Source organism: Saccharothrix coeruleofusca (assembly GCF_017876325.1).
Taxonomy (GTDB): domain Bacteria; phylum Actinomycetota; class Actinomycetes; order Mycobacteriales; family Pseudonocardiaceae; genus Actinosynnema; species Actinosynnema coeruleofuscum.
In genome coordinates this window covers 3,811,742-3,838,094 of record NZ_JAGINV010000001.1, presented here as the reverse complement: position 1 = coordinate 3,838,094, position 26,353 = coordinate 3,811,742, and the positions used below count along the sequence as shown (strand labels likewise).

Here is a 26,353-nt window from a genome sequence, read left to right as displayed (position 1 = left end):
GGACGGGCACCATGATCACCCGGTTCGACACCTGGGGTGTCGACGAACGCCAGTTCTGGCTGCGCGGCGCGCTGCCGGAGCAGGTCGTCCACTTCGACGCCGAGAGCCGCATGTGGCACGTCTACGGCCACGCCGAGGCGGTGCGGGTGCTCAGCGACGCCAAGCTGTTCTCCTCCAACATGATGCGGCTGATGGCCGCGGAGATCGGCGCCGACGTCGAGGAGGCCCAGGCGGGCGAACTGCTCTACCTCGACCCGCCCCGGCACACCCGGCTGCGCAGGCTGGTCAACCACGCCTTCACCCCCAAGGTGCTGGCAGGGCTGGAGTCGAAGATCGCCGGGCTCACCCACGAGCTGCTGGACCAGGCGCCCGCGACCGGCCGCCTGGAGCTGGTCGGCGCGCTGGCCTACCCGCTGCCGGTCATCGTGATCGCCGAGCTGCTCGGCGTACCCGCGAGCGACCGCGACCTGTTCCGCGAGTGGGCCGAGTCGCTGATCCCCACCACCGGCTCGGAGGTCTCCCTGGTCGGCCGGTTCGAGGGCCAGGACAAGGTCACCGAGACGACCCTGCTGCAGCGCAAGGAGTTCGGCGAGTACCTGGCCGAGCACATCGAGGACCGGCGCAGGCACCCGCGCGAGGACCTGCTGAGCGGGCTGGTGCACGCCGAGGTGGACGGGGAGCGGCTCAGCGACAAGGAGATCGCCACGCTGGCCGACGTGCTGCTGCTGGCCGGGCACGTGACCACCACGATGCTGCTGGGCAACACGGTCCTGTGCCTGGACTCGCACCCGGACGAGTTCGCCCGCGTGCGCGCGGACCGCTCACGCCTGCCCGACGTCATCGAGGAGTCGCTGCGCTACCTGCCGCCGTTCGCCGTGACCGCCAGGGCGAGCACGGCCGAGGCCGAGGTCGGCGGGGTCGTGATCCCGCCCGACCAGCTGGTGATGGTCTGGCTCGGCGCCGCCAACCGGGACCCGCGGGTGTTCGACGCCCCGGCGGAGTTCCGCCCTGGGCGCGACCCCAACCCGCACCTGACCTTCTCCAGGGGGATCCACTACTGCATCGGGGCCGGGCTGGCCCGGCTGGAGGGCCGGATCGCGCTGGGCATCCTGTTCGACCGGTTCCGCGAGATCGCCACCATCCCCGACGAGCCGCCGCAGTTCATCCCCAGCGCGCAGATGCTCAACGCGCACACGCTGCCGCTCGCCGTCTCGTCGTGAGCCGCGGCGGGACGCGCACCGCTGTCCGATTTGTCGGTAATACCACGCTGGATCGGCTGCTCGGGAACGGCGGGTACCTGAACGGGAACCGGCTTCGCGAGCATCGTTGCCGAGGCGGCAGGCGAGGGGACCGCGACGGTTCCCCGGCACCGACGCCCACCCCGTGGGCCGGGGCAGTGCCCTGTCCCGGCCCGCTCGTTCCCGGACGGGCGGAGTCGAGCAGCGCCATCAGCGCGACGAACGCGAACGGAGCGTGACATGAGCCACCGCGTCAGTTCGGTGAGCGAGCTGTACGAGCTGATCAGCCGGGGGGAGATCGACAAGGCCGAGGCGGTGCGCCTGGCCAAGCGGCTGAAGGGCGCCAAGCGGACCGAGCCGGCGGACCGGGTCGAACCGGCGCAGCCGGCCGGGATCGACGCGGAGGTGCTGCGGGACCGGGTCTGCGACGTGCTCGCGGACAAGGTCCGGCAGCTGCTCAAGGTCAGCCGCGAGGACCTCGACGTCGACGTCGAGCTGAGCGAGTACGGGCTGGACTCGGTCGTCATCACCCACCTCGTGAGCATGGTCAACGACGCGCTGGAGCTGAACCTGAAGCCCACCGCGCTGTTCGAGCACCCGAACCTGCGCGCGCTGGCCACCCACATCGTCGACGAGCACGGGACGGGGCTGGCGGACCGCCTGGGCTTGCGCCCCGTCCCGGCGCCCGCGGCGCGCGGCCAGGTCCGCGAAACCCCGACGCCCAAGCCCGTCGTGCCGCCCCGACCGGTCCCGGCCGACCCGCCGCCGCCGGGAGACCCGGTCGCGATCATCGGGATGAGCGGCCGCTTCCCCCAGGCCGACGACCTCGACGCGTTCTGGCGCAACCTGTTCGAGGGCCGCGACTGCGTCAGCGAGGTGCCCGCCGACCGGTGGGACTGGCGCGAGCTGTACGGCGACCCCTTCGACCAAGCCGGTCGCACCACCGTCAAGTGGGGCGGCTTCATGGACGGCGTCGCCGACTTCGACCCGGAGTTCTTCGGCATCGCGCCCCGCGAGGCGCAGCTGATGGACCCGCAGCACCGGCTGCTGATGCTCCACGTGTGGAAGGCGCTGGAGGACGCGGGCTACGCGGCCGACGCCCTGGCGGGCAGCGACCTCGGCATCATCGTGGGCACCGCGACCACCGGGTACCACCGCCTGATCGACGCCCACGCCCCCGGCGGGGACGGCGTCGCGGCCACCGCCACGGTCCCCTCCATCGGCCCGAACCGGATGAGCTTCTTCCTGGACGTGCACGGTCCCAGCGAACCGGTCGAGACGGCCTGCTCCAGCTCGCTGGTCGCGCTGCACCGGGCGGTCGCGGCGCTGGACCGGGGCGAGTGCTCGCTCGCGGTCGCGGGCGGGGTCAACACCGTGCCGGTGCCCGACGGCCACATCAGCTTCGGCCGGGCGGGCATGCTCAGCCAGGACGGCCGGAGCAAGGCGTTCTCCGACCGCGCCGACGGCTACGCGCGCGGCGAGGGCGTCGGCATGCTGGTGCTGAAGAAGCTGTCGGCGGCCGAGCGCGACGGCGACCACATCCACGGCGTGATCCGCGCGACCGCGGTGAACCACGGCGGCCGGGCCAACTCGCTCACCGCGCCGAACCCGAAGGCGCAGGCGGCGGTGATCCGCGACGCCTACCGCCGGGCAGGTGTCGACCCGCGCACGGTCGGCTACATCGAGGCGCACGGCACCGGCACGAAACTGGGCGACCCCGTGGAGGTCAACGGCCTCAAGGAGGCGTTCCGCGACTTGTACGCCGACTTCGGCGCCGACGTCGCGGGCGCCCACTGCGGCATCGGCTCGGTCAAGACCAACATCGGCCACCTCGAGCTGTCGGCCGGTGTGGCGGGCGTGCTCAAGGTGCTGCTGCAGATGCGCCACCGCACGCTGGTGCGCAGCCTGCACTGCCAGACCGTGAACCCGTACGTCGAGCTGGAGGACAGCCCGTTCTTCCTGGTGCGCGAACGGCAGCCCTGGGCCGCGCCGGTCGCCGCCGACGGGACCGAGCTGCCGCGCCGGGCGGGCGTGAGCTCGTTCGGCTTCGGCGGGGCGAACGCGCACGTGGTGCTGGAGGAGTACCGGCCGCCCGTCGAATCGCGCGCGGCGGCGGGACCGTTCGCCATCGTGCTGTCGGCCAACGAGCCGGAGACCCTGCTGGCCCGCGCGCGGCAGCTGCTCGGGTGGCTCGACGACCGCCGCCCCGGCGACGACGACCTGCCGAGCCTGGCCTACACCCTCCAGGTCGGCCGGGTGGCGATGCCGGAGCGGCTGGCCTTCACCGTCGAGACGGTGGAGGACCTGCGGGACGCGCTGCGGGCGTTCGTCGCGGGCGACCCGCCCGCCCACCTGTACCGCGGTCGCCCGCAGCCGAACCCGGTGTGGCGCGTGCTCGTCGGCGACGAGGACATCGCCGCCGCGATGGACAGCTGGGTCGCCAAGGGCAAGCTGCCGCGCCTGCTGGAGCTGTGGGCCGCCGGGTTCGACTTCGACTGGCGCCGCCTGCACGGCGACACCCCGCCGCGCCGCATCCCGCTGCCGACCTACCCGTTCAACCTGCGCCGCTTCTGGATTGCCGACCGGGGCTCGCAGCCCGCGCCCGCGCCCCGGCGCGGTCGCGTGCTGGACGGCGGCGAGTACTACCTGCGCGACCACCGGCTGCGCGGCGTGCCGACCCTGCCCGCCGTGGCCTACCTGGAACTGGCGCGCGAAGCGCTCACCGAGGGCGGCCCCGCCACCGGCGTGCGGTTGCGCGACGTGCGCTGGCTGCGGCCGATCGAGGTCACCGAGCCGCGTGGCGTCGAGGTGCGCCTGGAGCCGCCGGACGAGACCGGGGCCCGCGCGTTCGAGGTCCGCATCGACGGTGACGAGGCGGTCTACGCCCAGGGAACCGGCCAGGTCGGCACCGCGCGGACCGAGGAGGCGGTGGAGGTGGAGCGGCTGCGCGACGGCTGCGCCCACAGCTTGGACGCGGCCGGGTTCTACCGGATGTACGAGCGCATCGGCATGGACTACGGCCCGGCGCTGCGCACCGTCCGCTCCCTGCACTACGACGAGGGCATCGCCGTGGCGCGGCTGAGCCTGCCGCGCGAGGCCGAGTCGCCGCTGGTGCTCAACCCCGCCCTGCTCGACGGCGCGCTGCAGGCCGTCCTGGGGGTGTGGCTGGGCGAGAACGACGGCACGGCTGCCCGGCTCGCGCTGCCGTTCGCGGTGCGGGAGGTCGACGTGCGCGCCGCGACGCCCGCGGAGGGCTGGGTCGTCATCCGCGGCAACGCCGACGACCGAGGGGGCGAGCTGCGCAGGCTGGACGTCGACGTGTGCGACGCCGACGGCCGCGTCTGCGTGCGCATGGTGGGGTTCCGCACCCGCACCGCGCCCCGGCCGGAGCCGTCCCGAACGCACCTGATGACGCCGGTGTGGGACGCGCTGCCGGAGGACCGGGCGCCGCAGTGGCCCGCCAGGGGCGCGCGGGTGGTCCTGCTCGGCGGAACCCCGCAGGAGCAGGCCGAGTTCCGCCGCCGCTGCCCCGACACCACCGTCCTGGACGCGGCCGACGCGGTGGAGGACCTGGCCGCCCGCGTCCCGGCGGACGCCGAGCACGTCGTGTGGCTGGCCCCGGCCCCGACCCTGACGGCCTTCCGCCTGGTCAAGGCAATGCTGGCCACCGGGGCCGACGCCAGGGAGGTGGGCTGGACGGTGGTCACCGAGCAGGCCCGCCTGCTGCCCGGCGACACCGCGGTCGACCCCGCCTGCGCCGGGGTGCACGGCCTGTTCGGCGCACTGGCCAAGGAGTACCCGCAGTGGACCGTGCGGGTCGTGGACGTCCCCGACGACGCCCCCGTGCCGTGGGACGACGTGCTGGCGCTGCGGCCGCAGCCGCAGGGCGCGCTGCTGGCGCGCCGCAACGGGGAGTGGTACCGGCAGCGCCTGCTGGAGCTGGGCGCGTCCGGCCCGACCGAGCCGGTGCACGCGAACCTGCAACCCGACGACGTGGTCGTCGCCATCGGCGGCGCCGGTGGCATCGGCACCGCCTGGACCGAGCACATGGTGCGCAAGCACAAGGTGCGCGTGGTGTGGATCGGCCGCAGGCCGCTGGACGCCGACATCGAAGCCCGGCGCACCCGGCTCGCGGCGCACGGCCCCAAGCCCGACTACGTCCAGGCCGACGCCACCGACCCGGCGGCACTGCGCCGGGCCCGCGAGGAGATCGTGCGCCGCCACGGCCCGGTGCGCGGGGTGCTGCACTCGGCCATCGTGCTCGGGGACCGCGGCCTGGCCCGCATGGACGAGCAGCGGTTCAGCGCCACCTACGCGGCCAAGGCCGACGTCGCGGTCAACATCGCCGACGCCTTCGCCGACCAGCCGCTGGACTTCGTCGTGTTCTTCTCCTCGCTGCAGTCCTTGCTCACCTCGGCCGGGCAGGCCAACTACGCCGCGGGCTGCACCTTCGCCGACGCCTACGCCGAGCACCTGGGCACCCGGCTCGCCTGCCCCGTGAAGGTCGTCAACTGGGGCTACTGGGGCGGTGTCGGCGTGGTCGCCGACGAGGAGCACCGCGAGCGGATGGCCAGGGCGGGCGTGGACTCGATCGAACCCGCCGAGGGGATGGCCACCTACGACACGCTCATGGGCTCCCGGCACGCCCGGCTGGCGCTGGTGAAGGTGACCGACACGCGGGTGCTCGACGAGCTGCGCGGCGACGACGCGGTCGAACCGCTCGCCGACCGCACACCCGCGCTGATCACCCCGCTGCGCGAGGGCAGCCCGGACCGCACGCGGGAGCTCGCCCGGCTGCGCGAGCGGGTCGCCGGGCACGACGAGGCGCTGGACGCCGCGCTGGTGCGGATCACCTGGGCCGTGCTGCGCTCGCTGGGCCTGTTCGACGACGACCGCGCGGCCACCGCGGCGCAGTGGCGCGCCCACGGCGGCATCGCCGAGCGGTACGACCGCTGGTTGCGGCACACCCTCGACGTGCTGACCGAGGCGGGCCACCTGCGTCACGACGGCGAGGGGCGCTACCGCCGCGCGGGCGGTCCGGCCGCGGACACCGCCGCCGCCTGGGCCGAGTGGGAGCGGGCCCGTGACGGCTGGCTGGCCGAGGAGTCCACCAGGGCGCAGGCGAGGCTGGTCGACACGGCGCTGCGCGCCATGGGCGACATCCTCACCGGCCGCCGCCCCGCCACCGACGTGCTGTTCCCCGATTCGTCGGTCGAGCTGGTCGAGGGCCTCTACCGGGCCAACCCGGTCGCCGACTACTTCAACGAAGTCCTGGCCGGGACGCTGGTCGACTACGTGCGGCACCGCGTCGCCGAGGACCAGGGGGTGAAGCTGCGCGTCCTGGAGATCGGCGCGGGCACCGGTGGCACCAGCGAAACCGTTTTCCGCCACCTGCGGCCGTGGCAGGACCACATCGGGACCTACTGCTACACCGACATCTCCCAGGCGTTCCTGCGGCACGCCCGGCGCGAGTTCGGCCCGACCACGCCCTACCTGGACACCCGGCTGTTCGACGTCGAGCGGCCACTGGCCGGGCAGCCGATCCCCGTCGGCGGCTTCGACGTCGTCATCGCCACCAACGTCCTGCACGCCACCCGAGACATCCGCACGACCCTGCGGAACACCAAGGCCGCCCTGCGCGCCAACGGCGTCCTGCTGCTCAACGAGCTGAGCAAGGGCACGCTGTTCAGCCACCTCACCTTCGGCCTGCTGGAGGGCTGGTGGCGCTACGACGACCCCGCGCCGCGCGTCCCCGGCACACCCGTGCTGACCCCGGCCACGTGGCAGCGGCTGCTGGCCGAAGCGGGTTTCCGCGGCGCGTTCCCCGCCGCCGACGGCGCCGACGACCTGGGCCAGCAGGTCCTCGTCGCGGAGAGCGACGGCCTGATCCGCCAGCCGCGCCCGAGCACGGGCGAACCCGTCGCCGAGCGGGCGCCCGGCGCGCAACCCGTCGAGCCCGCCCCGGCCTGCGCCCCGCTCGCCGACCGGATCGCGCAACTGCTGGCCGAGGTGCTCGAAGTCGACCCCGACCGGCTGGCACCGGACGTGCCGCTGCGGCGCTACGGCTTCGACTCGATCTTCATGGCCCAGTTCCTGTCCTCGGTGCGCAAGCACGTCGACGCGGGCATCACCATGGACGTCATCGCCGAGTGCGAAACCCTGCGCGACATCGTCGACCGGGTCGGCGCGGCGGTGGCCGCCGAGCAGACGCGGACCACGGCGGAGGAGTTCCCCGAGCTGGTGCGGATGGACCGGGGCGGCCAGGGCCGTCCGGTCTTCTGGATCCACCACGGCAACGGGGGAGTGGAGTCCTACCGGCCGCTGGCCGAGCGCAGCCGCAGGCCCTTCTACGGCATCCAGCCGAAGGGCTGGGGCGGCTCCGGCGAGATCCTCAGCGGCCAGGTGCCGATGGCCGAGCACTACGCCTCCGTCATCCGCGCGGTGCAGCCGGAGGGGCCCTACGACATCGGCGGGTACTCCCTGGGCGGTCTGCTGGCCTACGAGGTCGTCCGCCAGCTCCAGCTGCGGGGCGCCGAGGTGAACACGCTGGTCATGCTCGACACCCTGGACGCCGAGGCGACGAACCGGGTCAACACCACCATGCAGGGCGGGCGAACCGACCCGGACGCGGTGGCCAAGATCTGCGCGTACCGCGCGGTCAACGTGGTGCTCGGCAACAACCGCCTGGACGCCAACGACGGCACCACCCCGATCCTGCACCGGGACGAGGTGGACCCGAGCCTGCCCTACCCGCGGTTCCTCGACTCGCTGATCACCGCCGCGCTGGCCGCCGGGACCACCAAGACCGAGGCGCAGCTGCGCGCGCAGGTCACCCGGCTGGCGCGGTACTTCGAGGTGCTGCACACCAACGAGCACGTCGTCGATCCGCTCCCCCGGCGGGACGCGGTGCGCTGCTACTACTTCCGCAACGGCAGTGGTCGCTTCTTCGGCGACTACGAGGAGTACATGGTGCTGTTCCCCAACCCGGACCTGCCGGGCATGGACGGCGTCGAGTACTGGCGCGGGTGGCAGGAGCAGATCGACGACTTCCGCGTCATCGACGTCGACACGGCCAGCCACACCGAGGTGATGACAGCGCCCCGGTCGCTGGACGAGGTGCTGCGGCTGTGCGACGCGCTCTACGCACCGGACCCCGCGCACCGCGGGCACCAGGAGGACAAGGATGCCTGACATCATCGCCAGATTCGACGAGTGGGGTGTCGACGAGCGGCAGTTCTGGCTGCGCGGCATCGAACCCCCGAAGGCCGTCGACTACGACCCGGAAACCCGGATGTGGCACGTGTACGGCCACCCCGAGATCGTGCACCTGCTGAGCAAACCCCGCGTGTTCTCGTCGAACCTCCAGCGGCTGATGGCCCCCGAGCTCGGCGTCGACAACCCGGAGCACACCTACGACGAGCTGCTCTACATGGACCCGCCGGAGCACACCCGGCTGCGCAAGCTGGTCAGCCACGCCTTCACCCCCAAGGTCGTGGCCGACCTGGAGCCGAAGATCGAGGCGCTGACCCACGAGCTGCTCGACGAAGCCGAGGTGTCGGACCGGCTCGAACTGGTCAGCGCGCTGGCCTACCCGCTGCCGGTCATCGTGATCTGCGAGCTGCTTGGCATCCCCGCCGCCGACCGGGACCTGTTCCGCAAGCAGGCCGAGTCGCTGATGCCCGCCACCTCGGACGACGTGACTCTGGTCGGCCGGTTCGAAGGCCAGGAAGAGGTCACCAAGACCGTCATCAAGCGGCACAAGGAGTTCGCCGAGTACCTCCAGCAGTTCATCGACCAGCGGCGGCGGGAGCCGCGCGAGGACCTGCTCAGCGGGCTCGTGCACGCCGAGGTCGAGGGGGAGCGCCTGAGCGACAAGGAGGTCGCGAGCCTGGTCGACACGCTGCTGCTCGCCGGGCACCTGAACACGACGATGATGCTGAGCAACACCGTCCTGTGCCTGGACGCGCACCCGGAGGAGTTCCGGCGCACCAGGCAGGACCGGTCGCGGCTGCCCGGCGTGATCGAGGAGTCGCTGCGCTACCTGCCGCCGTTCTCGGTGACCTCGCGGGTGACCGCGGCCGAGGCGGAGCTCGGCGGCGTCGTCATCCCGCCCGACCAGCTGGTGATGGTGTGGCTCGGCCCGGCCAACCGCGACCCCCGCGTGTTCGACGCCCCGACCGAGTTCCGCCCGGAGCGCAACCCCAACCCCCACCTGACCTTCTCGCGCGGCATCCACTTCTGCGTCGGCGCCGGGTTGGGACGGCTCGAAGGGCGCGTCGCCCTGAACGTCCTGCTCGACCGCTTCTCCGAACTGGCCACCGTGCCCGACGAACCGCCCGCGTTCATCCGCACCGCGCAGATGTTCAACGCGCACACCCTCCCGCTCGCCGTGTCCTCCTGACACCGCGCGGGAACCGATGACTTCCGGGGCGCCGCCCCGGGAACCGCCCGTCCACATCAAGCGATTCCTGCCTAGGAGATCTTCATGACCACCGATGTGTCGCTGCCCAAGCCCGAGGAAGTCGGCACGTTCTACGACGCCACCAACGACCTGATGACCCAGTTCCTCGGTGGCAGCACGCACTACGGCTACTGGACCGGGCCGGACGACGAGAGCACGTTCGAGCAGGCGGCGGACCGGCTCACCGACATCCTGACCGACAAGCTGGGCGCCGAGCCGGGCCAGCACGTGCTCGACGTCGGCTGCGGTCAGGGCAGGCCGGGCGTGCGCCTGGCGACCAGGACCGGCGCGGAGGTGACCGGCATCTCGATCAGCGCCAGGGACGTGGAGGTCTCCAACGAGCGCGCCCAGCGCGAAGGGGTCGCCGACCGGGTGCGGTTCCAGCGCGCCGACGCCATGGAGCTGCCCTTCGCGGACAACTCGTTCGACCACGTCTTCGCGCTCGAGTCGATCGTGTGCATGCCCGACCGCGTCCAGGCGCTGCGGCAGTTCGCGCGGGTGGTGCGACCGGGCGGCGTGATCGCGCTCACCGACTTCACCGACCGGGACCCCGAGGCCAACGCGCGCAAGAAGGAGGACCTGGCCGAGGTCGGCGAGTCCTGGCACACCGCTCCGCTGATCAAGGAGTCCGACTACCCGACCTTCGCCGCCGAAGCGGGCCTGGAGGTGGTCGAGGTCAAGGACATCACCCTGCACACCAGGTACACCGAGGAGCGGTTCTACGGGCCGCTGCGGGAGTACGCGGCGAACAACGACGTTCCGCCGGAGATCACGCAGGTGCTGGAGATCGCGCCCAGCCCGGAGGAGCTGCGGGCGATGAGCGAGGGCGCCCCCTCGGTCGGCGTGGCCCTGGTCGTCCTGCGCCGCCCCGCCAACGGCTGAGGCGCTCCCGCCGCGGCGCGGGCCGCACCCCGGTGTCCCGACACCGGCGTGCGGCCCGCGCTCGTGCGCGGGCGGTCCGGCGTCACACGCAGGCGTGCCCGATGACCTGCGGCTGCTCGAACGGGTCGTTCGGGTCCACGTAGCTGACCAGGTGGACGCAGAGGTGGTCGATGGGCGGCGTGGTTTGCGGGTAGACGTTGAGGTCCTGCCAGGTGCCCCCGGCCTCGACCCACTTCGCCTCCCGCGGGTTGCTGTCGGCCACACCGCCCGCGAACACGGTGATGTCGGCGAACACGTACCGGCGGTCGGCGCACTCGACCGTCCAGCCCACCTCCCGCGCCGCCGGGTCGAGGTGGATGTCCGTGGTGACGCAACCGGCGGACGCGGAGGCGTCCGCCGGGACCGGCGCGGCCGGGGCTCCGGTGGCGGCGGCCGACGCGCCCGCCGTGACGACGAGCGCGCCTGCCGCCGCGACCAAGGCGGCGGCAGTCCGGGCGATGCGCTTGCGGTTGGTGGAACTCCGCACAGGTCCTCCACTCCAAGGTTGGTCTGGACCTCTGGAGTCTGGCAAGCGCATACCTGGGCACCTACCGCCGTCCGAGCGCGTCCACCGTCACAGTCCGGCGGGCTTGCCAACCGGTGCGCCCTGTGGGATGCGCCACCCCTCGATGTCTACAATGGACGCGCGCCGGTCGGCTGTCGGCCGGCTCGGAGGTCCTGGGGCGATGGCCGGTGGCGTCGCCGGCGACACCGCCAAGCGGCCGTGCCGGATGGGCCGGTCGGAGCGGCGGGCCGATCACCGGTTTGGCGGGTCAGGGCGTCCACCGGCCGAACCGCGGCATCCGCGCCGCCCGAGGCGGGCCTCCGCCCGTGCTCTCAGCCCAGCAGCTCCAGGTCCGTCGGCACGAGCGCGGTCGATCGCACCAGCTCCCGGAGGAGGTTGTCGTTCAGGGCGTTGCCGACGGGTTCGCCGACCTCGTCGCGGGTCAGACCGGGCACCCCTCGGCGGGACAAGCGGTCGCGCACGGCGCCGACCCGGTGTTCGAGCTTCTTCGCGGTCCACCCCGCGCCTGGTTGGAGTTCGGCGAGCCAGAGGGCCGCCTCCTTCCACGTCAGCGGTTTGGGGTTGGGCTCGCGCAGCAGGTAGTTCCGGCCGAGGGCGACGAGCATCAGCTTCTCGTCCGGGGTCAGCGCGTACGGCCGTGGCGGGTCGGTGTCGGCGTCGTGGCGGGAGCGGCGCTGATCGCCGTCGAGGCCGGTGACGTAGACCTCCAGCAGGTGTTCCCGGTCCCGCGAGCCGGGCAGGTGCAGCGGCGTGTACCCCTCGGTCAGCGGGATCGCGCCGTCCTCGGCGAAGAGCCACTGCGACCGGGGCAGGCGGATCGGCCTGCGCCCGGTGTTGCGCAGCCACCACCGGCCGTGGCGGTGGGTCAGCTCGCCGTGCCTGCGGCTGACCTGCTGGTCGTCCTCGCCCACGCAGACGTGCACCAGCGGGCGGTTGCGTCCGAAGTAGACGGTCCGGCCGTCCCTGGGGCCGACCGCGTACCCGCCGCCGAGGGCGAGCGCGTGCACCGACCCCGGCACGGCGCGCGCGACGCCGCGGGTCAGGCTGCCATGGCCCCCTGGCAGCAGGAATCCGTCCGAGTGCTCCACTTTCGGCTCCACGAGCCGACCTCCTCACCTGTGGCAGACCGCCCCGCGCACGCTCTCGGTCTGGCTCTCGTAGATCTGGTCGCCGCCCCTGGTGCCGCGCACCAGGAAGCAGTACTTGCGGTCGGGCTCGACGGTCACCGTCACCGTGGTGCTGAACTCCGCGGGCTCGGTCCGGCTCGGCTCGCCTTCGGCCCAGTAGTTGACGGCGAAGTACAGCCGGTCGTCCGTCGAGGTCCAGCGGAGCGAGACCTTGTCGCCCAGATCGGTGGGCTCGTCCAGCTCCACCACCGGTGCCGCCGGTTCCGCGACCGGCGGCAGGGGCTGCGGCGCGGGCGGCTCCGGCGTGGCGCGGAGCCACAGGACCACCGCCAGCGCGGCGGCCGGTGCCGCCACCAGAGCCGCGTACCCGCGCCGCCGCGCAGGCCTGGCGAGCGGGGCCGCCGGGGTGTCGGCCGCCGCGGGCGCGGGCCGCCGAGCCGGATCGGGGGCCAGCATCCGGCCGATGGCGGTGGACAGCGCGACGGGGACGTCGGGCCTGCTGACCGCGGGCACCGGATCGCTGAGCACGCGCAGGATCCGCTCGCCGGTCAGCTCCCCGATCCGGCTCGGGTGCGGCGACCTCCCGGTCAGCGCGAAGTGCAGCACCGCGCCGAGGCCGTACACGTCGGTCGCCGCTTCGACCACGCCGGTGCGCAGCGTCTCCGGCGACACCCACTCGATGCCCGCCAGCGGATCGCGCCGGAACTGCTGCCGCTGCGCCACGCCGAAGTCCGCCAGCACGACCTCGCCGTTCGCGCGGAACAGCACGTTCGCCGGGGTGATCCCGCCGTGCAGCACGCCGAGCGCGTGCGCCGAGGCCAGCGCTCGTGACAAGGACCCGCACAGGGCGTCCACCTCCTCCGAGGACAGCGGCCCCTCCCTGCGCACGCGGTCGGCCAGCGAGCCCGCGCACAGCTCCATCCGGAAAGCGTGCCTGGTGCCGTCGACCAGCTCGATGCCGTCCAGCGGCAGCACCGGCGCGGACAGCTCGGCGAGCCTGGCCCTCTCCCGCTCGATCACCGAGAGCGCGCGCCGGTCGAACTTGCCGGGGAACACCTTCAACGCGACCCCGTCGACGGCGTACACCTCGGCGACGGGGCCCCTGCCGAGCAGTTGGCTCATCGGATCGCGAACACCGCCCTGATCCGCGCGCCGAGCGGACGCCGGGCCAGCGCGGCCCGGATCTCCGCGACGGCCTCCCACGCGGCCGTCACCGTGCCCTTGTCCGCCCCCGCGCCCGACCACAACGCCGTGTCCAGGTGGACCGCGAGGCGGTGCAGGCCGTCCACGACGGCCCCCTCGGAGACGGCGGCGAGGTCGCGGGCGGTCATGCCGGGGGTGATCCGGGCGCCATGCGCGCGCAGCAGGTCGCGCGCCTCCCACCAGGCGCCGACCACGCCGCGCACGCCGGTGGAGCGCTTGCGGCGCAGGGTTCGGGCGGACTTCCAGACCGGAACGGCGAGCAGCACCGCCACCAGCAGCACGAGCAGGCCCGCCAGTCCCCGCAGCGCCAGTGCTCCGAGCCCGCCCCAAGGACTCGGCTGCGCCACCGGTGCCGGCGCGGGCACGGGCGGGTCGGGCAGCTTCTCGTCCGGCGGCGGCAACTCGGCCCTGGCCTTCGCCATGACCTCGGCCAGCTTGGTCGGCGCTGGACCCGCGTCGCTCGCCGTGCCCGCCGGGTCGAGCGGCACCCAGCCGACGCCCTCCACCGCGACCTCGGGCCAGGCGAGCACGTCCTTGTTGCGCACCACCACCTCACCGCCCACCGGTTCTCTGGGTGCGCGGTACCCGACGGCCAACCGGGCCGGGATGCCGACGATCCGGGCGAGGAGCACGTAGGAGGCGGCGAACTGCTCGCTGGTTCCCCGCTTGGTGTCCAGGAGGAACTCGCGCAGCTGCGGCCAGCCGCTCCCGGTCGGCAGCTGCGAGCCGGTCGCGACCTTGTAGTTGCCGCTGAGGTACTGCTCCAACACGAGCGCGGTCCGGAACGTCGGCCGCGCGTGCCTGGTGGCCTCGGCGGCCAGTGCGGCGATCTCCTGCCGCACGGTGCCCAGGTCGCCGGGGCGGACCTCGGAGGACACCGCAGCGTCGGCGAGGCCGGAGAGGTCGCCGAACGGTTCCCTCCAGCGCAGCTCGTAGGTCACCGGGCCGCCCCGTTCGGGCAGCAGCAGCGTGCCGGTCTCCTGGTCGACGAAAGGCCGCGCCGCGCCCGCCACCGAGGTGGGCATGGCCTGGCTCGGCAGCCACCGCTGTCCGCCGGGGACCGTCACGCGCGCGGAGTGCCGGGTCGTCGGCACAGCCACCCCGGCGGGCGGCGTGATCTCCGCGCCCAGCCTGCGGTACCGGTCGCTCGCCGTCCACGTGACGCCGTTGAAGCCGTCCAGCACCACCAGCCGCCAGCGGTCCACGGGGGTGTCGCTGGTGTACCGGAACACCTCCGCGTCCGGGTCGGCCAAGCGCGCCGCCACCTCGGTCAGCGGGCTCACCTCCCTCGGCAGCGGAACGTGGGCGAACTGGTTCTGCCGCACCGAGTACGCCGGTCCCGTCGGCACCGCCAGCGCGGCGACGCCCGCCACGACGCTCAACCCGGCGGTCAGCGCCACGGCGGACCGCGCGGGGGAGAGGAACAGCCCCGCGACCGCGACGCCGTAGGCCAGCGCCACCAGCGTCGCCACCGCGCCCGACACGGCCACGAAGGTCTGGCTCAGCACGAGCAGCACCAGGCTCGGCAGCACGGCCGCCGCGGGCCAGCGCAGCAGCTCGACGCCCACCAGCGCGGTGAGCAGCACCAGCAGCGGCACGAACAGCAGCAGGTCCGCCTCCGGCCGCACCGGCCACGTCGACTGCAGGGTGAGCTGCCAGGACTCGGTCACACCGGCGACCAGCCGCGCCAGGCTGTCCGGGGTCGGCAGGCCGCTTCGCGTGGTGTCGAACAGCGCCACTTCGACCAGCGCGAGCGCGCCCGCCAGCAGCCCGAGCAGGGGCCGCCACGGCCGCAGCGCGGCAACCGCGAGGCACAGCTCGAAGACCGCGTAGCAGGCCACGACGGCGGCGGCGACCGGTGGCACCAGCGCCCACAGCCCGAACACCGGGGCGAACAGCAGACCCGGCACCGCCGTGGCGAGCAGCAGCCAGACCACGCGGGTCCTCGTCATGCGATCACCGTCCGCCACTGGCGGATCGCGTCCACGGCGTTCGCCGCCCGCAGCACGCGCACCCCCGGCGCCGCCGGCGCGGCACCGGTCGACCCGACCACCAGGATCACGTCCCCGTACCGGGGCCGCACGCCGACGAGCGCCGCGCGGTCGTCCGGCGAGACGGTCACCGCCGAGGAGATCACCACGAGCGTGCCGCCGCCCGCCCGCGCCAGCGCGCCGGGCACGAGCGGCAGGCCCGCCTCCTCGGTCCGCGCCACGACGCACAGCTGCTCCAGGTACCGCTGGACCGCGTCCCACCCCGAGTCCGTGGCGACGTCGACCCCGCCCGGCGTCACCAGCCGACACCGGTGGTCGGCCTCGGCGGCGGCGACGATCAGGGACGCCGCGAGTTCGACCGCCTCCTCGAACTCCGGCGCCGTGATCTCGCGCCGGTCGTCCAGCAGCACGGTGAACTGCGGCTGGTGCGGGTCGGCGTAGTCGCGGATCATCAGCTGCCCGGTCCGGGCCGTCGCTTTCCAGTGCAGGTGGCGGACCTCGTCACCGGGGACGTACGGGCGCACCTCGCGGATGTCGAGCGACCCCCGCGGCGAGGTCTCCGTGGCCTCCCCGTCGTGGTGGTGCAGCGGGAGCCCGCCGGTGACCGCGCCGACCGGGTGCGTCCTCGGGTACACCCACAGCGTCGCCGTCCCGCCGAGGGACAGCTCGGAGCGGCCGAGGCCGAGCGCGTCGGCCCGGAACAGGGTCAGCGGGCCGACCTCGTGCCTGCCTCGCCGCCCGGTCGGCAACTCGTTCAGGTAGGGCTGTTCCGCACCGGCCGCCAGCGGCCGGACCGCGATGGTCACCCGGTCCTCGCCGACCCGGTCGACCGCGGTGAAGCCGCCCTGCCGCCGCGTGCCGGGGTTGTGGACGCGGAGCGTGATCACGGCTCGGCCGTTCCGCTCGACCCGGTCGGGGAACAGCTCGCGGATGACCTCCACCCTCGGCTTGCGCCCCGCGACGCCGATCGCGGCGCCCACCGCGCCCAGCGCGATCGCGCCCAGGGCGACCAGCAGCGGGTAACCCCCGGCCAGGCCGAGCGCGACGAGCACGACCGCGGCCACGAGGGTGCACGCACCACGTCGGGTCAGCCGCACGGTCAGGCTCCCGGCGCGGTCGTGGCCGCGACCGGGACCGGGATCTCGGCCAGCAGGTCGCTCACGACGCCCTCGGCCTCGCGCTGCCGCAGCTCCGCCTCCGGCTTGAGGATCAGCCGGTGGTCGAGCACCGGGTGCGCGACCTCCTTGATGTCGTCGACCGTCACGAACGCCCGCCCGTACGTCGCCGCGAGCGCCTGTGCCGCGCGGACGAGCGCGATGGTGCCGCGCGGGCTCGCGCCGTAGCGGACCTCGGAGTGCTGCCGGGTGGCGGAGGTGATGCTCGTCGCGTAGTCGACCACCGCGCGCTCGATGCGGACGGCGCGCACCTGCGCGATGGCGTCGCGCAGCGTCGGGATGTCCACCACGGCCCGCAGTTCGTCCGGGTCGATCCCGGCGCGGTCGCTCATGACCACCAGCACCTCGGAGGCCCGGTCCGGGTAGCCCATCCGCAGCCGCATCAGGAACCGGTCCAGCTGCGCCTCCGGCAGCCGGTACGTGCCCGCCATCTCGATCGGGTTCTGCGTGGCGATCACCAGGAACGGCCGGGGCACCTCGTGGCGCACCGCGTCGACCGTGACCCGCTGCTCCGACATCACCTCCAGCAGCGCCGACTGCGTCTTCGGGGTGCCGCGGTTGATCTCGTCGGCCAGCACCACGTTCGCGAACACGCTGCCGGGGTGGAAGGCGAACTTCTCGTCGCCCTGGTGGTAGACCTGGACACCGGTGATGTCACCGGGCAGCAGGTCGGGCGTGAACTGGATGCGGTTCCAGGTGCCGCCGATGCTGCGCGCCAGGCACCGGGCGAGCGTGGTCTTGCCCAGTCCCGGCACGTCCTCGATGAGCAGGTGCCCCTCGCTGAACAGCGCGGCCACGGCCAGCCGGACGACCTGGGGCTTGCCCCGGACGACGTTCTGGACGTTCGCCGCGATCAGCTCGTAGACCTGACCGGGAGTCTGCGTCACGATTGCCCTTTCCTCCATCTGAGAGCTCACCAGACCACCGTGTTGGACCGGATGGGGGTGCCGTCCGGGAGGACCACCTCGACCCAGACCGTCTCACCGGGACCGGTGTAGGCGAACTGGTCGATCGTCTCGTTCCCGTTGGCGTCGGTCGTCACCGTGTGCCCGGGGTTGGTGTAGCCGTCACCGGCGTTGTTGTACGGCTTGACCAGGTAGGCGGTGCGGGGGTCGAACCCGGTCAGCACGACGTGCATCCACGCGCAGTCCGGTTTCTCACCGCAGCTCTCCTCGGTGGGGGCGCCCTTGCTCAGGGTGAGCCGCGGCAGGGGAGCGGGCTCGTGGGTGGCCGACGCGGGCGCGCCGGTGAGCAGCTGCCCGTTCGGCGCCCTGGTCACCGCGGCCACCGTGAAGGTGACCGCCTGGGACGCCCGCACCTGCCGGTACACGACCTGGGTTCCGGTCACCTGCTGCGTGCCCAGGCCGGTGGCGGTGACCTCGTAGTGCACCAGCGTGCCGCCGTTGAGGGCGGGCTGCGCCCAGGTCAGCGTGACGTCGCGGGCGGGCCGGGCGCTCACGTCGTAGCTCGGCCGCAGGTTGACCGGCGCCGCGGCCGGTGAGACCGGCGCGTTCGGCGTGACCGGCCCGGTCGAGGCGCCGGGGCCGGTGCCCACCTGGTTCGTCGCGGCGACGGTGAAGGTGTAGCTCACGCCGTTGGTCAGGCCGCTGACCCGGTGCCCACCCGCGCCGCCGCCGACCGGGACGGACCCGGTCTGGCCGTTGCTGCCCCGCCAGGACACCACGTACGAGGTGATCGGCGCGCGGTTGTCCGGCGCGGCCCCCCAGGTGACGTCGGCCGAACCGTCGCCGGGCCGCGCGGCCACCCCGACCGGGGCGCCGGGACGGCTGGGGGGCACCGGTGGCGGTTGCGCCCGCGTCGTGGGCGTGGGGAGCCCGGCCGAGCGCTGCGCCCGGCGCGACTCGTCGCCGGGATCACCGGCCCGCCCCGGCTGCTCGGCGGACGGGGAGTCCGGCTTCCCGGTCGGCGTGGCGGCCCGCCGGGTCAGGTCGACGTCGGTCACGCTGCCGTCCTCGGCGACCACCAGCACCTGCGTGCCGGTGCTGTCCTCGACGTAGACCCGCTCGTCCTCGCCCAGCACCAGCCGCGACTCGCCCGCCTTGTCCCTGAACGGCTTCTCGTCCTTCCTCCTGCCGTCCACGCCGTAGGTCAGCACGGTGCCGTTGCGCCGGTCCACCAGCGTGACGACCTCGCGGGTCGACACGGGGCCGTCGTAGTCCCCGGTGCCGAGGGCCACCGTCACCGATTCGACCGGTGAGGTCCTGGTGTCCACCAGGATCAGGCTGCTCTGCGTCGAGCCCTGGTCCAGGATGGCCAGCCTGCCGTCCGCGTCCTGTGCGGCGGGTCGGGAGTTGGGCGACAGCGCGACGCCGAGCTCGACGCCCTCGCCGAGGGTGTCGCCGTCGATGGTGTGCAGCCTGCTCGTGAACAGGTCGATGAACGCGGGCCGTCCGTCCACGACGGTCAGCGCGCCCGCGTGGTCCGGCGGCGCGGCGACCGGGCAGCCGGAGACCTCGATCCCGTCCTTGGCCAGCCTGCAGATCTGCCCCTTCCCGGTGCGGTGGAACCACAGGGTGCCGTCCGGGGTGGCCACCGGGGTGCCGATCGGACCACCGGTGGGGATCGACGCGGCCGGGTCGCCGAGCCGGACGATCCGGCCGGTGTCGCGGTAGACCGCGTACGGTCCACCGACGACCTCGATGCCCACGGGGATCTCGTCCGAGGGCGGTTTCGCCGACTGCTGCTGTGACTGCGACTCCTTGTCGAACTCGGTGATCCGGTTCGGGCCGACCACCCAGCCGCTGGTGTCGCTCTGCAGGACCTGGCTGCCCACCTCGGCGTCCATCGGGAACCCGGCGTCGACGTTGGCCGTCGCGCCGTCGACGTGGAACACCATCCCGAGGACCGAGTTGTACATCCAGTGGCCGGTGTTGGCGAACCTCGCGGCGGACAGCGGTGGGGTCACTCCGCCGACGACGGCGACCACCACCGCCGCGCACACCACGGCGAGCAGGACGAACGGCTGGCTCGCACGTGCCGCGGCGTGCTTCCTGATCATGGAGCGGGATGCTAACGACGGCGTTTCGGGACCGGTCCCCGGCCGCGTTACCTGCGATTTCACGACCCGACCGGGCGGAAGCTGCCCCGGATCTCGGCGATCAGCGGTTCCGCCGCCGCCCAGTGCCGCGCGAGCGTTTCCTGGTCGGCGGCGTACAGCGAGAAGGTCAGCTTGAACAGCGCCCCGGACGCCACCGCCCTCGTACGGGTGCGGTAGTGGAAGCCGCCCGCGCGGTAGGCGCACTCGAAGTTCGCCGACGAGGCGTTGCCGGACAACTCGATCTCCCGGTAGTCCGAGGTCTGCTGCCTCGTGCTCTGCGCTCTGGCGTCGGCTTCGAGCACCTCGATCGCCGACACCCCGGATTCGCCGGTGCGCCGCTGCACCTCCACCTTCAAGGCGCCGACCTTCGGGTCGGTCCGCTGGCCTTCCCAGGTGACGGAGCTGAGCGCGCCGTCGATCGAGGAAGCGCGCCGCCAGTCGGGTGGGACGCCGATCTCGAAGCCCAGGCGTTCCTGGTAGTTCTTCAGCGTGACGTCCGGAGCGCCCGCCGTGGGCGTCGGGGACTGGCCGGAGGACTGCGACGCGGCGCTCCGGTCGCCCGGGGGCAGGTTCGCCAGGATCACCGCCGCCACCACGGCCACCACCGCGGCGCCGATCGCGATCAGCGGCCCCCGGTTGGACCGCGGCCACGGGGCCGGGGGGAGCGTGGGGGCGTCCGGTGCGACGCCGCGCACCGGAGCGGGAGGCGGCAGGAAGGGCGGCACCGCGGTGCGGGTGTTGGGCACGGTCCCGTGGGCGACCGTCAGCTCGCCCGCCGGGTTGACCACCTTGGTCGGGAACTCCAGCCGCACCCTGGTCCCCGGCGGCGCCGGGGACGGCACGGCCGCGATCTCGGTCAGCCTGTCGATCGCGTTCCTGGCCGTCATGCGCTCGGCGGGTTTCTTGCGCAGCAGCCCGTCGATCACCGGCGCCAACCGGCCGACCTTCGGGTCGGGGGCGGGCTCCCACGACAGCACCGCACCCAGCGTGGCCTGGACGTCCCCCCTGGAGAACGGCGTCCGGCCGACGACCATGCCGTAGAGCATGATGCCGACCGACCACAGGTCGGCCGCGGGCAGCGCTTCCTCGCCCCGGATGCGCTCCGGCGATATGTACTCCGGCACCCCGGGGAGCTGCCCGGTCGCGGTGAGCACCGAGTCCCCGTCGATCAGCGCGATCCCGAAGTCCGTGAGCACGACCTGGTCGTCGACGAGCATGACGTTGCCCGGTTTGACGTCCCGGTGCAGCACGCCGTTGCTGTGGGCGTAGTCCAGGGCCTCCAGGACCTCGATCCCGATCCGCGCGGCCCTGTCCAGCGGCATCGGCCCGTCGGCGGCCAAGGCGTCGCTGAGCGAGCGCCCGTGCAGCAGTTCCATCACGATCACCGGCAGGCCACCGCCGTCGGTCACCACGTCGTAGACCGTGATGACTCTGGGGTGCTTGCTCAACTTCGCGGCGGCTCGGGCCTCCCGCAGCGCGCGCCGCACCTCCGGGTCGTCCTCCCGGATCACTCGCCCCCTCGGCGGCACGATCTCCTTGATGGCCACCTCCCGGTCGAGGTACTCGTCGTGCGCACGCCAGACCACGCCCATCCCGCCCCGACCGAGGACCTGTCGCAGGCGGTATCGCGCAGCGACCAGTCTCCCATCACCCTCCGTCACGGCAGTAATATAGCGACCACGCTCCGTCGCGGACGTCTTTCCCGCACGCGCGGCAGAAGAGGGCCGGGTTTCCTTGCCGGGCAGTCGCGGCGACAGTCGCTCACGACGTCGGGGCGGTTCGGGTGGGCTCGTTCGGCGCGGTGTCCGGCCGATCGGGGGCGGGCGAGGTCGCCACCACGAGGCCTGCCAGCAGCAGGCAGGCACCCGCGCCCGCGGGCCACGGCAGGTGTTCGCCGAGGAAGGCCAGGCCCAGCACCGCCGCGACGAGCGGCTCGGCCAGGCTCAGCGTTCCGGCCGTCGCGGCGGTGACGTGCCGCAGTCCCGACACGAAGAGCAGGTAGCCGATCGCGGTCGCCGGGATCGCGAACCAGCCGACCAGGGCGAGCGCGTTCGGTTCGGCGAGCGGTTCCAGGCCGTCGGTGAAGGGCAGGATCACCACCCCGCCCAGGACGAGCGTCGCGGAGACCGCCACCAAGGCGGGGGCGGTGCTGTCCAGCAGCCGCTTGGCGGCGACGGTGTAGACGCCGTAGCAGATCCCGCTGAGGACCCCGAGCAGCACGCCCGTGGTGTCGGCGCGCACGGTGGCTCCCGGCAGCAGCAGGAGCGCGGTCCCGGCGACCGCCGCGACGGTCCCGAGCAGCCAGGGCCGGGTGAGCCGTTCGGCACCCGCGATCCTGGCCAGCGCTCCGACGGCGGGCGGCGCGACCCCCAGGGCGACGACGGTGGACAGCGCGGCTCCGGCGCGGGCGACGGAGCTGAGGAAGGCGACCTGGTAGGCCGCCGTCGAGACGGCGGCGAGCACGAGCCAACCGGGAGTGGCGCCGTGGCCGAGCAGGCGCCACCGGCCCGGCTCGCCGCGGCCGGTGGCGCTGAGCACGCCGAGCAGGACGAGACCGCCCAGGACGAGGCGGGCGGCGCCGAGCGCGCGGGGATCGGCGTCCGAGGCGGCCAGGACCTGGGCCGGGCCGACGGTGCCCCACAGCACCGCGGCGCCCAGGACCATCACCACTCCGCGAACGGTGGGGCTGCTCATTCGTGCGAACATGGGCGCAGAAGCTAGCCATTAAAGTGGCTAAATGCCACACCGTTCGAACTTTCTACCAGGGAACTTTGAATCGGGTGAATTTAATCCGGTCGGCCCGCGCCTTCCGGGGCTCCTGCGGAACGATGCACGGCTGACCAGTCCCTTCGCGACTGGGTGCTGACGCTGCCCGAGGTGCTCGACTTGTTCGCGGCCTGCGCCCCGCACGGCTTCGTGGTCGACCGGCGCGCCCTGCGGGACCGTCCTCGTCCCGGTCGTCTGCCACCGGTCAATCCGAGGCGCCCTCGCCCGGATCGGTCAGCAGCCCCACGAACCCGTCCAGGTTGTCATCCATCATCAAGTGCCCGGCACGGGGCACGACGCGCACGTCACAGCCTGCCGCGCGCAGAGCGTCGAGGTCCTCGCCGGTCAGCTCGCCCGAGAGGTAGCGCTTCGGCATGGGCAGCGCGGTCAGCTGCGCGCGGAAGCTGGCAGGCCGCTCGGCCAGCAACGACACCGCGGTGCGGTGCAATCCGCGTGGTGACCACCGGCGCAGCGTCCGCGCACCCACCGTGGTGTCCTCGGCGTCGAGGATGTCCCGCATCCCGCCGGCGACGAAAGCGTCCTCGTCGAAGCTCGCGATCCGCGCCGACATCGTCCCGACGCCGGGGTCGAGGTTCGGCTCGGCCACGATCAGCTCACCGACCAGGTCGGGGCGCTGCGTCGCCAGGCTGATCGCGATCGAACCACCGAGCGAGTGCCCGACGAGCGTGATCGCGCGGAGTTCGAGCGCGTCGATCACCGCCGCCACAGCGGCCGCGTGCTCCTCGATCGTGTAGGAGAACGCGTCGTCGTGGTCGCTCCAGCCGCTGCCCACCAGGTCGATCAGCACGTGCCGACCACGGCCCGCCAGCGCGGGGTGACCGATGACCGGTGCGAAGGTGACGGTGCTCGCCAACCCCAGGCCACCGAGGTAGACGCTCGTGCGTCCACCGACAGCCCCGACGTCGAGGTAGGCGACCTGCGTGCCGGACGCGGTGACGGGCAACAATTTCATATTCGCATTATGGATCTATGGCCGGTCGGCGGACGTGCGGGATCGGGCACCCCCGAGCGGTCGTGACCACTCCGGGGCATGAGCGGCGCTACGGTGCTTCAACGACGACCAGGGGAGACACGATGACCCGCACCGGCCGGAACACGGACGCGCCACGCGATCTCGGCACGGGGCTGTGGGTCGGGAGCACCGACGCGCGGGTGGTCCGGGCGGCCTCCGCCGGCGGATTCGACTGGGCCTGCGTCGACGAGCAGCACGGAGGCGCCGCGGGCGGACGGGACAACACCGACCTGATCGCCGCCGTGCGCGCGGCGGGCGTTCCCGCCTTCGTCCGCGTCGCCTGGAACCGTCCCGAACTCATCGGCAGGGCTCTGGACAGCGGTGCCGACGGGATCATCGTCCCGATGGTCGACAGCGTCGAGCAGGCGCGGGCAGCCGCCGCGGCGGCGCGGTTCGCGCCGCGTGGGACGCGCAGCTTCGGACCGATCCGGTCCACCGACGCCTTGACGGCCGCGGTGCCGGCACGGGCCAACGAGGACGTGCTGTGCCTGGTGATGGTCGAAACGGTTCGCGGTCTGGACGCGGTCGCCGACATCTCGGCCGTGGACGGCGTGGACGGCATCTTCGTCGGCCCGTTCGACCTGTCGCTGGCGCTCGGCCTTGACCCGACCGAGCTGCTGGCCGACGACAGCGAGGACTCCCCGCTGCGGCGGGTGGTCAGCGCTTGCCGGGCCAACGGTCTCGTGGCGGGTGCCTATGCGGGATCGGTGGAGCGCGCCGTCCACCTCAGAACGGCGGGCTTCACGATGATCGCCGCGGTCGACGACCTGGCGATGATCGCGCGAAGCGCGAGCGAGGCCGCGGCAGCGGCGAAGGCGCGCTGACTCCGGGGGCGGGCGTGGGTAGTACGTGGGTATGACCCGGAGGACCGGACGGTGGTATGACGACGTGAGGTGCGCCCGCGCCTAGCGTTCGAGCCATGACAGCACTTCTCGTCCGCCTGGGTGTCCACCCACGACCGGGCTTCGTCCGCGCGCTCGCCGCGTCGCCCCTCGTGCTGCTCGTCGTCTACCTGGCGGCCCGTGGCTGGTTCTACCCGCTGTGGCCGGACACCGTGGGCGCCATCGGCCACCCCTTCACCGCGGACCCGATCGTCCTCGGCGGCGCTTGGGGTGGTCCCACGCTCGTCGGCGCCTGGGCCGTGCACGCCGCGATCGCCCTCGGTGTGCAGGCCGTCTGCCTCGCGCTGCTGCGGCTGCTCTACCGCGCGCCTGAACGGGGTCGACTCCCATGACCAGGCCCCGTCCTCCGAGGACGTCGCCCTCGCCTACTAGCCCCACCGCGTCTGCAAGTACTACCCGAGCGCCCTTTCCGAGCGCATAGCTACTACCCGCCCCGGTGGACGGGTAGTAGTGAGCGGCCCGCCGAGGGTGACGGGTAGTACTTGCAGACGCGTTCCTGGCCGCCGCCGGGTACGGGGCTTCGACGCGGGACCGGCGCGGCCTACCGGAGGGGCGGAGGAATCGGTCGACGAGATCGAGCCGTTCGAGCGGTGGACCCGGCGCCGAGGGGCTTGGTCCTGCTCCGCGAGCCGATCCTGCTCAACCGATGACAGCGGAGTGTCGAACAGCGCGTCGTCCGCTGCGAAGCCGATGCCTGCGGCACCTGGCGAAAGCGGTGCGGGCAGGGGTTACGGTGCGAACTCGGTGGACGGTTCGGTGGCGTAGTTCTTCCAGATTGGCGCCATGGTCTCGCGCGTCATGGGCTGCCCGGACTCGACCATGGCCTTGAGGTCGCGGAAGTACTGCACGTACAGGTCCGGCGTGAAGGTGGTCAGCATGACCGCGGGCTCGTCGCCGGGGTTGGCGAAGGTGTGCGGCGCGCCCGGCGGGACCGTGACCCACGTGCCTGCGACGACGTCGTAGTCGTCCTGCCCGATGGTGAACCGCACGTTGCCCGAGAGCACGTAGAAGCCTTCGTCGTGCTGCGCGTGGCGGTGTTGCGGAGGACCGGGGGTGTGCGGGGGGATGACGACTTCGCCGATTCCCAGGCGGTGTTCGGTGTTGCTGCCGTCTTCGAGGATCCGGATACGAGACGGGCCGTTGGCGATGAGCTCGCCCCCGTCGGGGCCGACGATCGACACCTGAGCCATGGAGCAGCCTCCTGGGGTGATTGCAGTTTGTGCAGTCACTGTAGCACTGGTGACTGCACACTGTGCAGTCGCTAGGCTCGTGGCATGCCGCGATGGAAGCCGGACGCAGTCGAGCGCCTGCAGACCGCCGCGTTGGAGCTCTTCGACGAACAGGGGTTCGAGCGCACGACGGTCGCCGAGATCGTCCAGCGGGCAGGGCTCACCCAGCGAACGTTCTTCAACCACTTCGCCGACAAGCGCGAGGTGCTGTTCGTGTTGAGCTCGCAGCTCCAACAAGAGATCATCAGCGAGATCGCGGCCGGTGACGACACCCTGCCGCCCCTCGACGCCGTCGTGCGCGCGCTGGGAGCCGTCGCCGACAGGATGTTCGAGCACCAGCGTGCCGTGGTGACGCGCCGCTACGCCGTTGTCGCCGCCAACCCGGAGTTGCAGGAGCGCGAACTCGGCAAGAACGCCGCGCTCACCGAGGCCATCGCGGCCGTGCTGCACGCGCGGGGTTGTGATCCCGAGACCGCGTTCCTCGCCGCCGGTGCCGCCATGCTCGCGCAGCAGGCGGCGTTCCGGAAGTGGACGCGACCGGACGAGACCCGAACCTTGCGCGATCTCCTGCCGGAGGCGTTGCACTCCCTGCGCGCGAGCGTCGACCGGCAACCGGTCGACCCACCCCTCCCGGCTTGACGGGGCCGCTCGCGGGGCGGCGCGACCACGAAGATGGACGTATTAGGTCGATCCCCAGTCGCTGTGGTGGGCCAACTGTCCGTC

Annotated in this window: 18 protein-coding genes; 7 read left to right on the top strand and 11 right to left on the bottom strand. The window is 73.0% G+C overall.

Annotated features, from left to right (window positions below; translation table 11 throughout):
- Positions 1-11 precede the first annotated feature (11 nt).
- The 4 genes from JOF41_RS17310 to JOF41_RS17295 all read left to right on the top strand — a co-directional run bounded on the left by JOF41_RS17310 (position 12) and on the right by JOF41_RS17295 (position 10,581).
- Positions 12-1,220 (top strand): cytochrome P450, encoded by a 1,209-nt coding sequence (locus JOF41_RS17310; RefSeq protein ID WP_209620268.1) that lies wholly within the window; start codon positions 12-14, stop codon positions 1,218-1,220.
- Between the two features lie 258 nt (positions 1,221-1,478).
- Complete coding sequence (locus JOF41_RS17305) at positions 1,479-8,429, top strand: SDR family NAD(P)-dependent oxidoreductase (protein WP_209620266.1); 6,951 nt, start codon at positions 1,479-1,481, stop codon at positions 8,427-8,429.
- Entirely contained in the window at positions 8,422-9,639 is a 1,218-nt protein-coding gene (locus JOF41_RS17300; protein WP_189227104.1) for a cytochrome P450, read from the top strand. The genes JOF41_RS17305 and JOF41_RS17300 overlap by 8 nt, the downstream gene beginning before the upstream one ends.
- 84 nt (positions 9,640-9,723) lie before the next feature.
- Positions 9,724-10,581: a methyltransferase domain-containing protein gene (locus tag JOF41_RS17295; protein ID WP_209620263.1), complete on the top strand. Its 858-nt coding sequence runs from the start codon at positions 9,724-9,726 to the stop codon at positions 10,579-10,581.
- Positions 10,582-10,663: 82 nt separating this feature from the next.
- Here the strand turns inward: JOF41_RS17295 and JOF41_RS17290 are convergent, their stop codons facing one another.
- From JOF41_RS17290 to JOF41_RS17245, 10 genes are all read right to left on the bottom strand, one after another.
- Complete coding sequence (locus JOF41_RS17290; RefSeq protein WP_189227106.1) at positions 10,664-11,107, bottom strand: hypothetical protein; 444 nt, start codon at positions 11,105-11,107, stop codon at positions 10,664-10,666.
- Positions 11,108-11,457: 350 nt separating this feature from the next.
- Positions 11,458-12,246 (bottom strand): FHA domain-containing protein, encoded by a 789-nt coding sequence (locus JOF41_RS17285; protein ID WP_307867443.1) that lies wholly within the window; start codon positions 12,244-12,246, stop codon positions 11,458-11,460.
- Positions 12,247-12,258: 12 nt separating this feature from the next.
- Positions 12,259-13,395, bottom strand: coding sequence for a serine/threonine-protein kinase (locus JOF41_RS17280; protein WP_209620260.1), 1,137 nt, complete (start codon positions 13,393-13,395; stop codon positions 12,259-12,261).
- Complete coding sequence (locus JOF41_RS17275) at positions 13,392-15,428, bottom strand: transglutaminase domain-containing protein (RefSeq protein WP_209620257.1); 2,037 nt, start codon at positions 15,426-15,428, stop codon at positions 13,392-13,394. The genes JOF41_RS17280 and JOF41_RS17275 overlap by 4 nt, the downstream gene beginning before the upstream one ends.
- Positions 15,425-16,564, bottom strand: coding sequence for a DUF58 domain-containing protein (locus JOF41_RS17270; protein WP_189227109.1), 1,140 nt, complete (start codon positions 16,562-16,564; stop codon positions 15,425-15,427). Before JOF41_RS17270 ends, JOF41_RS17275 begins: the two co-directional genes overlap by 4 nt.
- Positions 16,565-16,566: 2 nt before the next feature.
- Complete coding sequence (locus JOF41_RS17265; protein ID WP_209620255.1) at positions 16,567-17,529, bottom strand: AAA family ATPase; 963 nt, start codon at positions 17,527-17,529, stop codon at positions 16,567-16,569.
- A 26-nt stretch (positions 17,530-17,555) separates the two neighbouring features.
- Positions 17,556-19,661, bottom strand: coding sequence for a fibronectin type III domain-containing protein (locus JOF41_RS17260; protein WP_209620252.1), 2,106 nt, complete (start codon positions 19,659-19,661; stop codon positions 17,556-17,558).
- A gap of 59 nt (positions 19,662-19,720) precedes the next feature.
- Positions 19,721-21,361, bottom strand: coding sequence for a serine/threonine-protein kinase (locus tag JOF41_RS17255; protein ID WP_209620249.1), 1,641 nt, complete (start codon positions 21,359-21,361; stop codon positions 19,721-19,723).
- 100 nt (positions 21,362-21,461) lie between these two features.
- On the bottom strand, positions 21,462-22,394 hold the full coding sequence (locus tag JOF41_RS17250; RefSeq protein WP_209620246.1) for a DMT family transporter: 933 nt from the start codon (positions 22,392-22,394) through the stop codon (positions 21,462-21,464).
- Positions 22,395-22,671: 277 nt separating this feature from the next.
- Positions 22,672-23,439: an alpha/beta fold hydrolase gene (locus JOF41_RS17245; protein ID WP_189227113.1), complete on the bottom strand. Its 768-nt coding sequence runs from the start codon at positions 23,437-23,439 to the stop codon at positions 22,672-22,674.
- Between the two features lie 122 nt (positions 23,440-23,561).
- Between JOF41_RS17245 and JOF41_RS17240 the strand changes: the two genes are divergently transcribed.
- Positions 23,562-24,323, top strand: coding sequence for an HpcH/HpaI aldolase family protein (locus tag JOF41_RS17240; protein ID WP_209620243.1), 762 nt, complete (start codon positions 23,562-23,564; stop codon positions 24,321-24,323).
- A 95-nt stretch (positions 24,324-24,418) separates the two neighbouring features.
- On the top strand, positions 24,419-24,733 hold the full coding sequence (locus JOF41_RS17235; RefSeq protein WP_189227115.1) for a hypothetical protein: 315 nt from the start codon (positions 24,419-24,421) through the stop codon (positions 24,731-24,733).
- A 396-nt stretch (positions 24,734-25,129) separates the two neighbouring features.
- Here JOF41_RS17235 and JOF41_RS17230 read toward each other — a convergent pair whose 3' ends face one another.
- Complete coding sequence (locus tag JOF41_RS17230) at positions 25,130-25,591, bottom strand: cupin domain-containing protein (RefSeq protein WP_189227116.1); 462 nt, start codon at positions 25,589-25,591, stop codon at positions 25,130-25,132.
- An 84-nt stretch (positions 25,592-25,675) separates the two neighbouring features.
- Between JOF41_RS17230 and JOF41_RS17225 the strand changes: the two genes are divergently transcribed.
- Complete coding sequence (locus JOF41_RS17225; protein WP_189227117.1) at positions 25,676-26,269, top strand: TetR/AcrR family transcriptional regulator; 594 nt, start codon at positions 25,676-25,678, stop codon at positions 26,267-26,269.
- Positions 26,270-26,353 lie beyond the last annotated feature (84 nt).

Excerpts from the sequence above, each read along its gene's own strand:
- JOF41_RS17295 (WP_209620263.1), top strand. The coding sequence starts at position 9,724 with ATGACCACCGATGTGTCGCTGCCCAAGCCCGAGGAAGTCGGCACGTTC.
- JOF41_RS17230 (WP_189227116.1), bottom strand. The coding sequence starts at position 25,591 with ATGGCTCAGGTGTCGATCGTCGGCCCCGACGGGGGCGAGCTCATCGCC.
- JOF41_RS17305 (WP_209620266.1), top strand. The coding sequence starts at position 1,479 with ATGAGCCACCGCGTCAGTTCGGTGAGCGAGCTGTACGAGCTGATCAGC.
- JOF41_RS17260 (WP_209620252.1), bottom strand. The coding sequence starts at position 19,661 with ATGATCAGGAAGCACGCCGCGGCACGTGCGAGCCAGCCGTTCGTCCTG.
- JOF41_RS17235 (WP_189227115.1), top strand. The coding sequence starts at position 24,419 with ATGACAGCACTTCTCGTCCGCCTGGGTGTCCACCCACGACCGGGCTTC.
- JOF41_RS17225 (WP_189227117.1), top strand. The coding sequence starts at position 25,676 with ATGCCGCGATGGAAGCCGGACGCAGTCGAGCGCCTGCAGACCGCCGCG.
- JOF41_RS17250 (WP_209620246.1), bottom strand. The coding sequence starts at position 22,394 with ATGAGCAGCCCCACCGTTCGCGGAGTGGTGATGGTCCTGGGCGCCGCG.
- JOF41_RS17275 (WP_209620257.1), bottom strand. The coding sequence starts at position 15,428 with ATGACGAGGACCCGCGTGGTCTGGCTGCTGCTCGCCACGGCGGTGCCG.
- JOF41_RS17300 (WP_189227104.1), top strand. The coding sequence starts at position 8,422 with ATGCCTGACATCATCGCCAGATTCGACGAGTGGGGTGTCGACGAGCGG.
- JOF41_RS17280 (WP_209620260.1), bottom strand. The coding sequence starts at position 13,395 with ATGAGCCAACTGCTCGGCAGGGGCCCCGTCGCCGAGGTGTACGCCGTC.
- JOF41_RS17240 (WP_209620243.1), top strand. The coding sequence starts at position 23,562 with ATGACCCGCACCGGCCGGAACACGGACGCGCCACGCGATCTCGGCACG.
- JOF41_RS17310 (WP_209620268.1), top strand. The coding sequence starts at position 12 with ATGATCACCCGGTTCGACACCTGGGGTGTCGACGAACGCCAGTTCTGG.
- JOF41_RS17245 (WP_189227113.1), bottom strand. The coding sequence starts at position 23,439 with ATGAAATTGTTGCCCGTCACCGCGTCCGGCACGCAGGTCGCCTACCTC.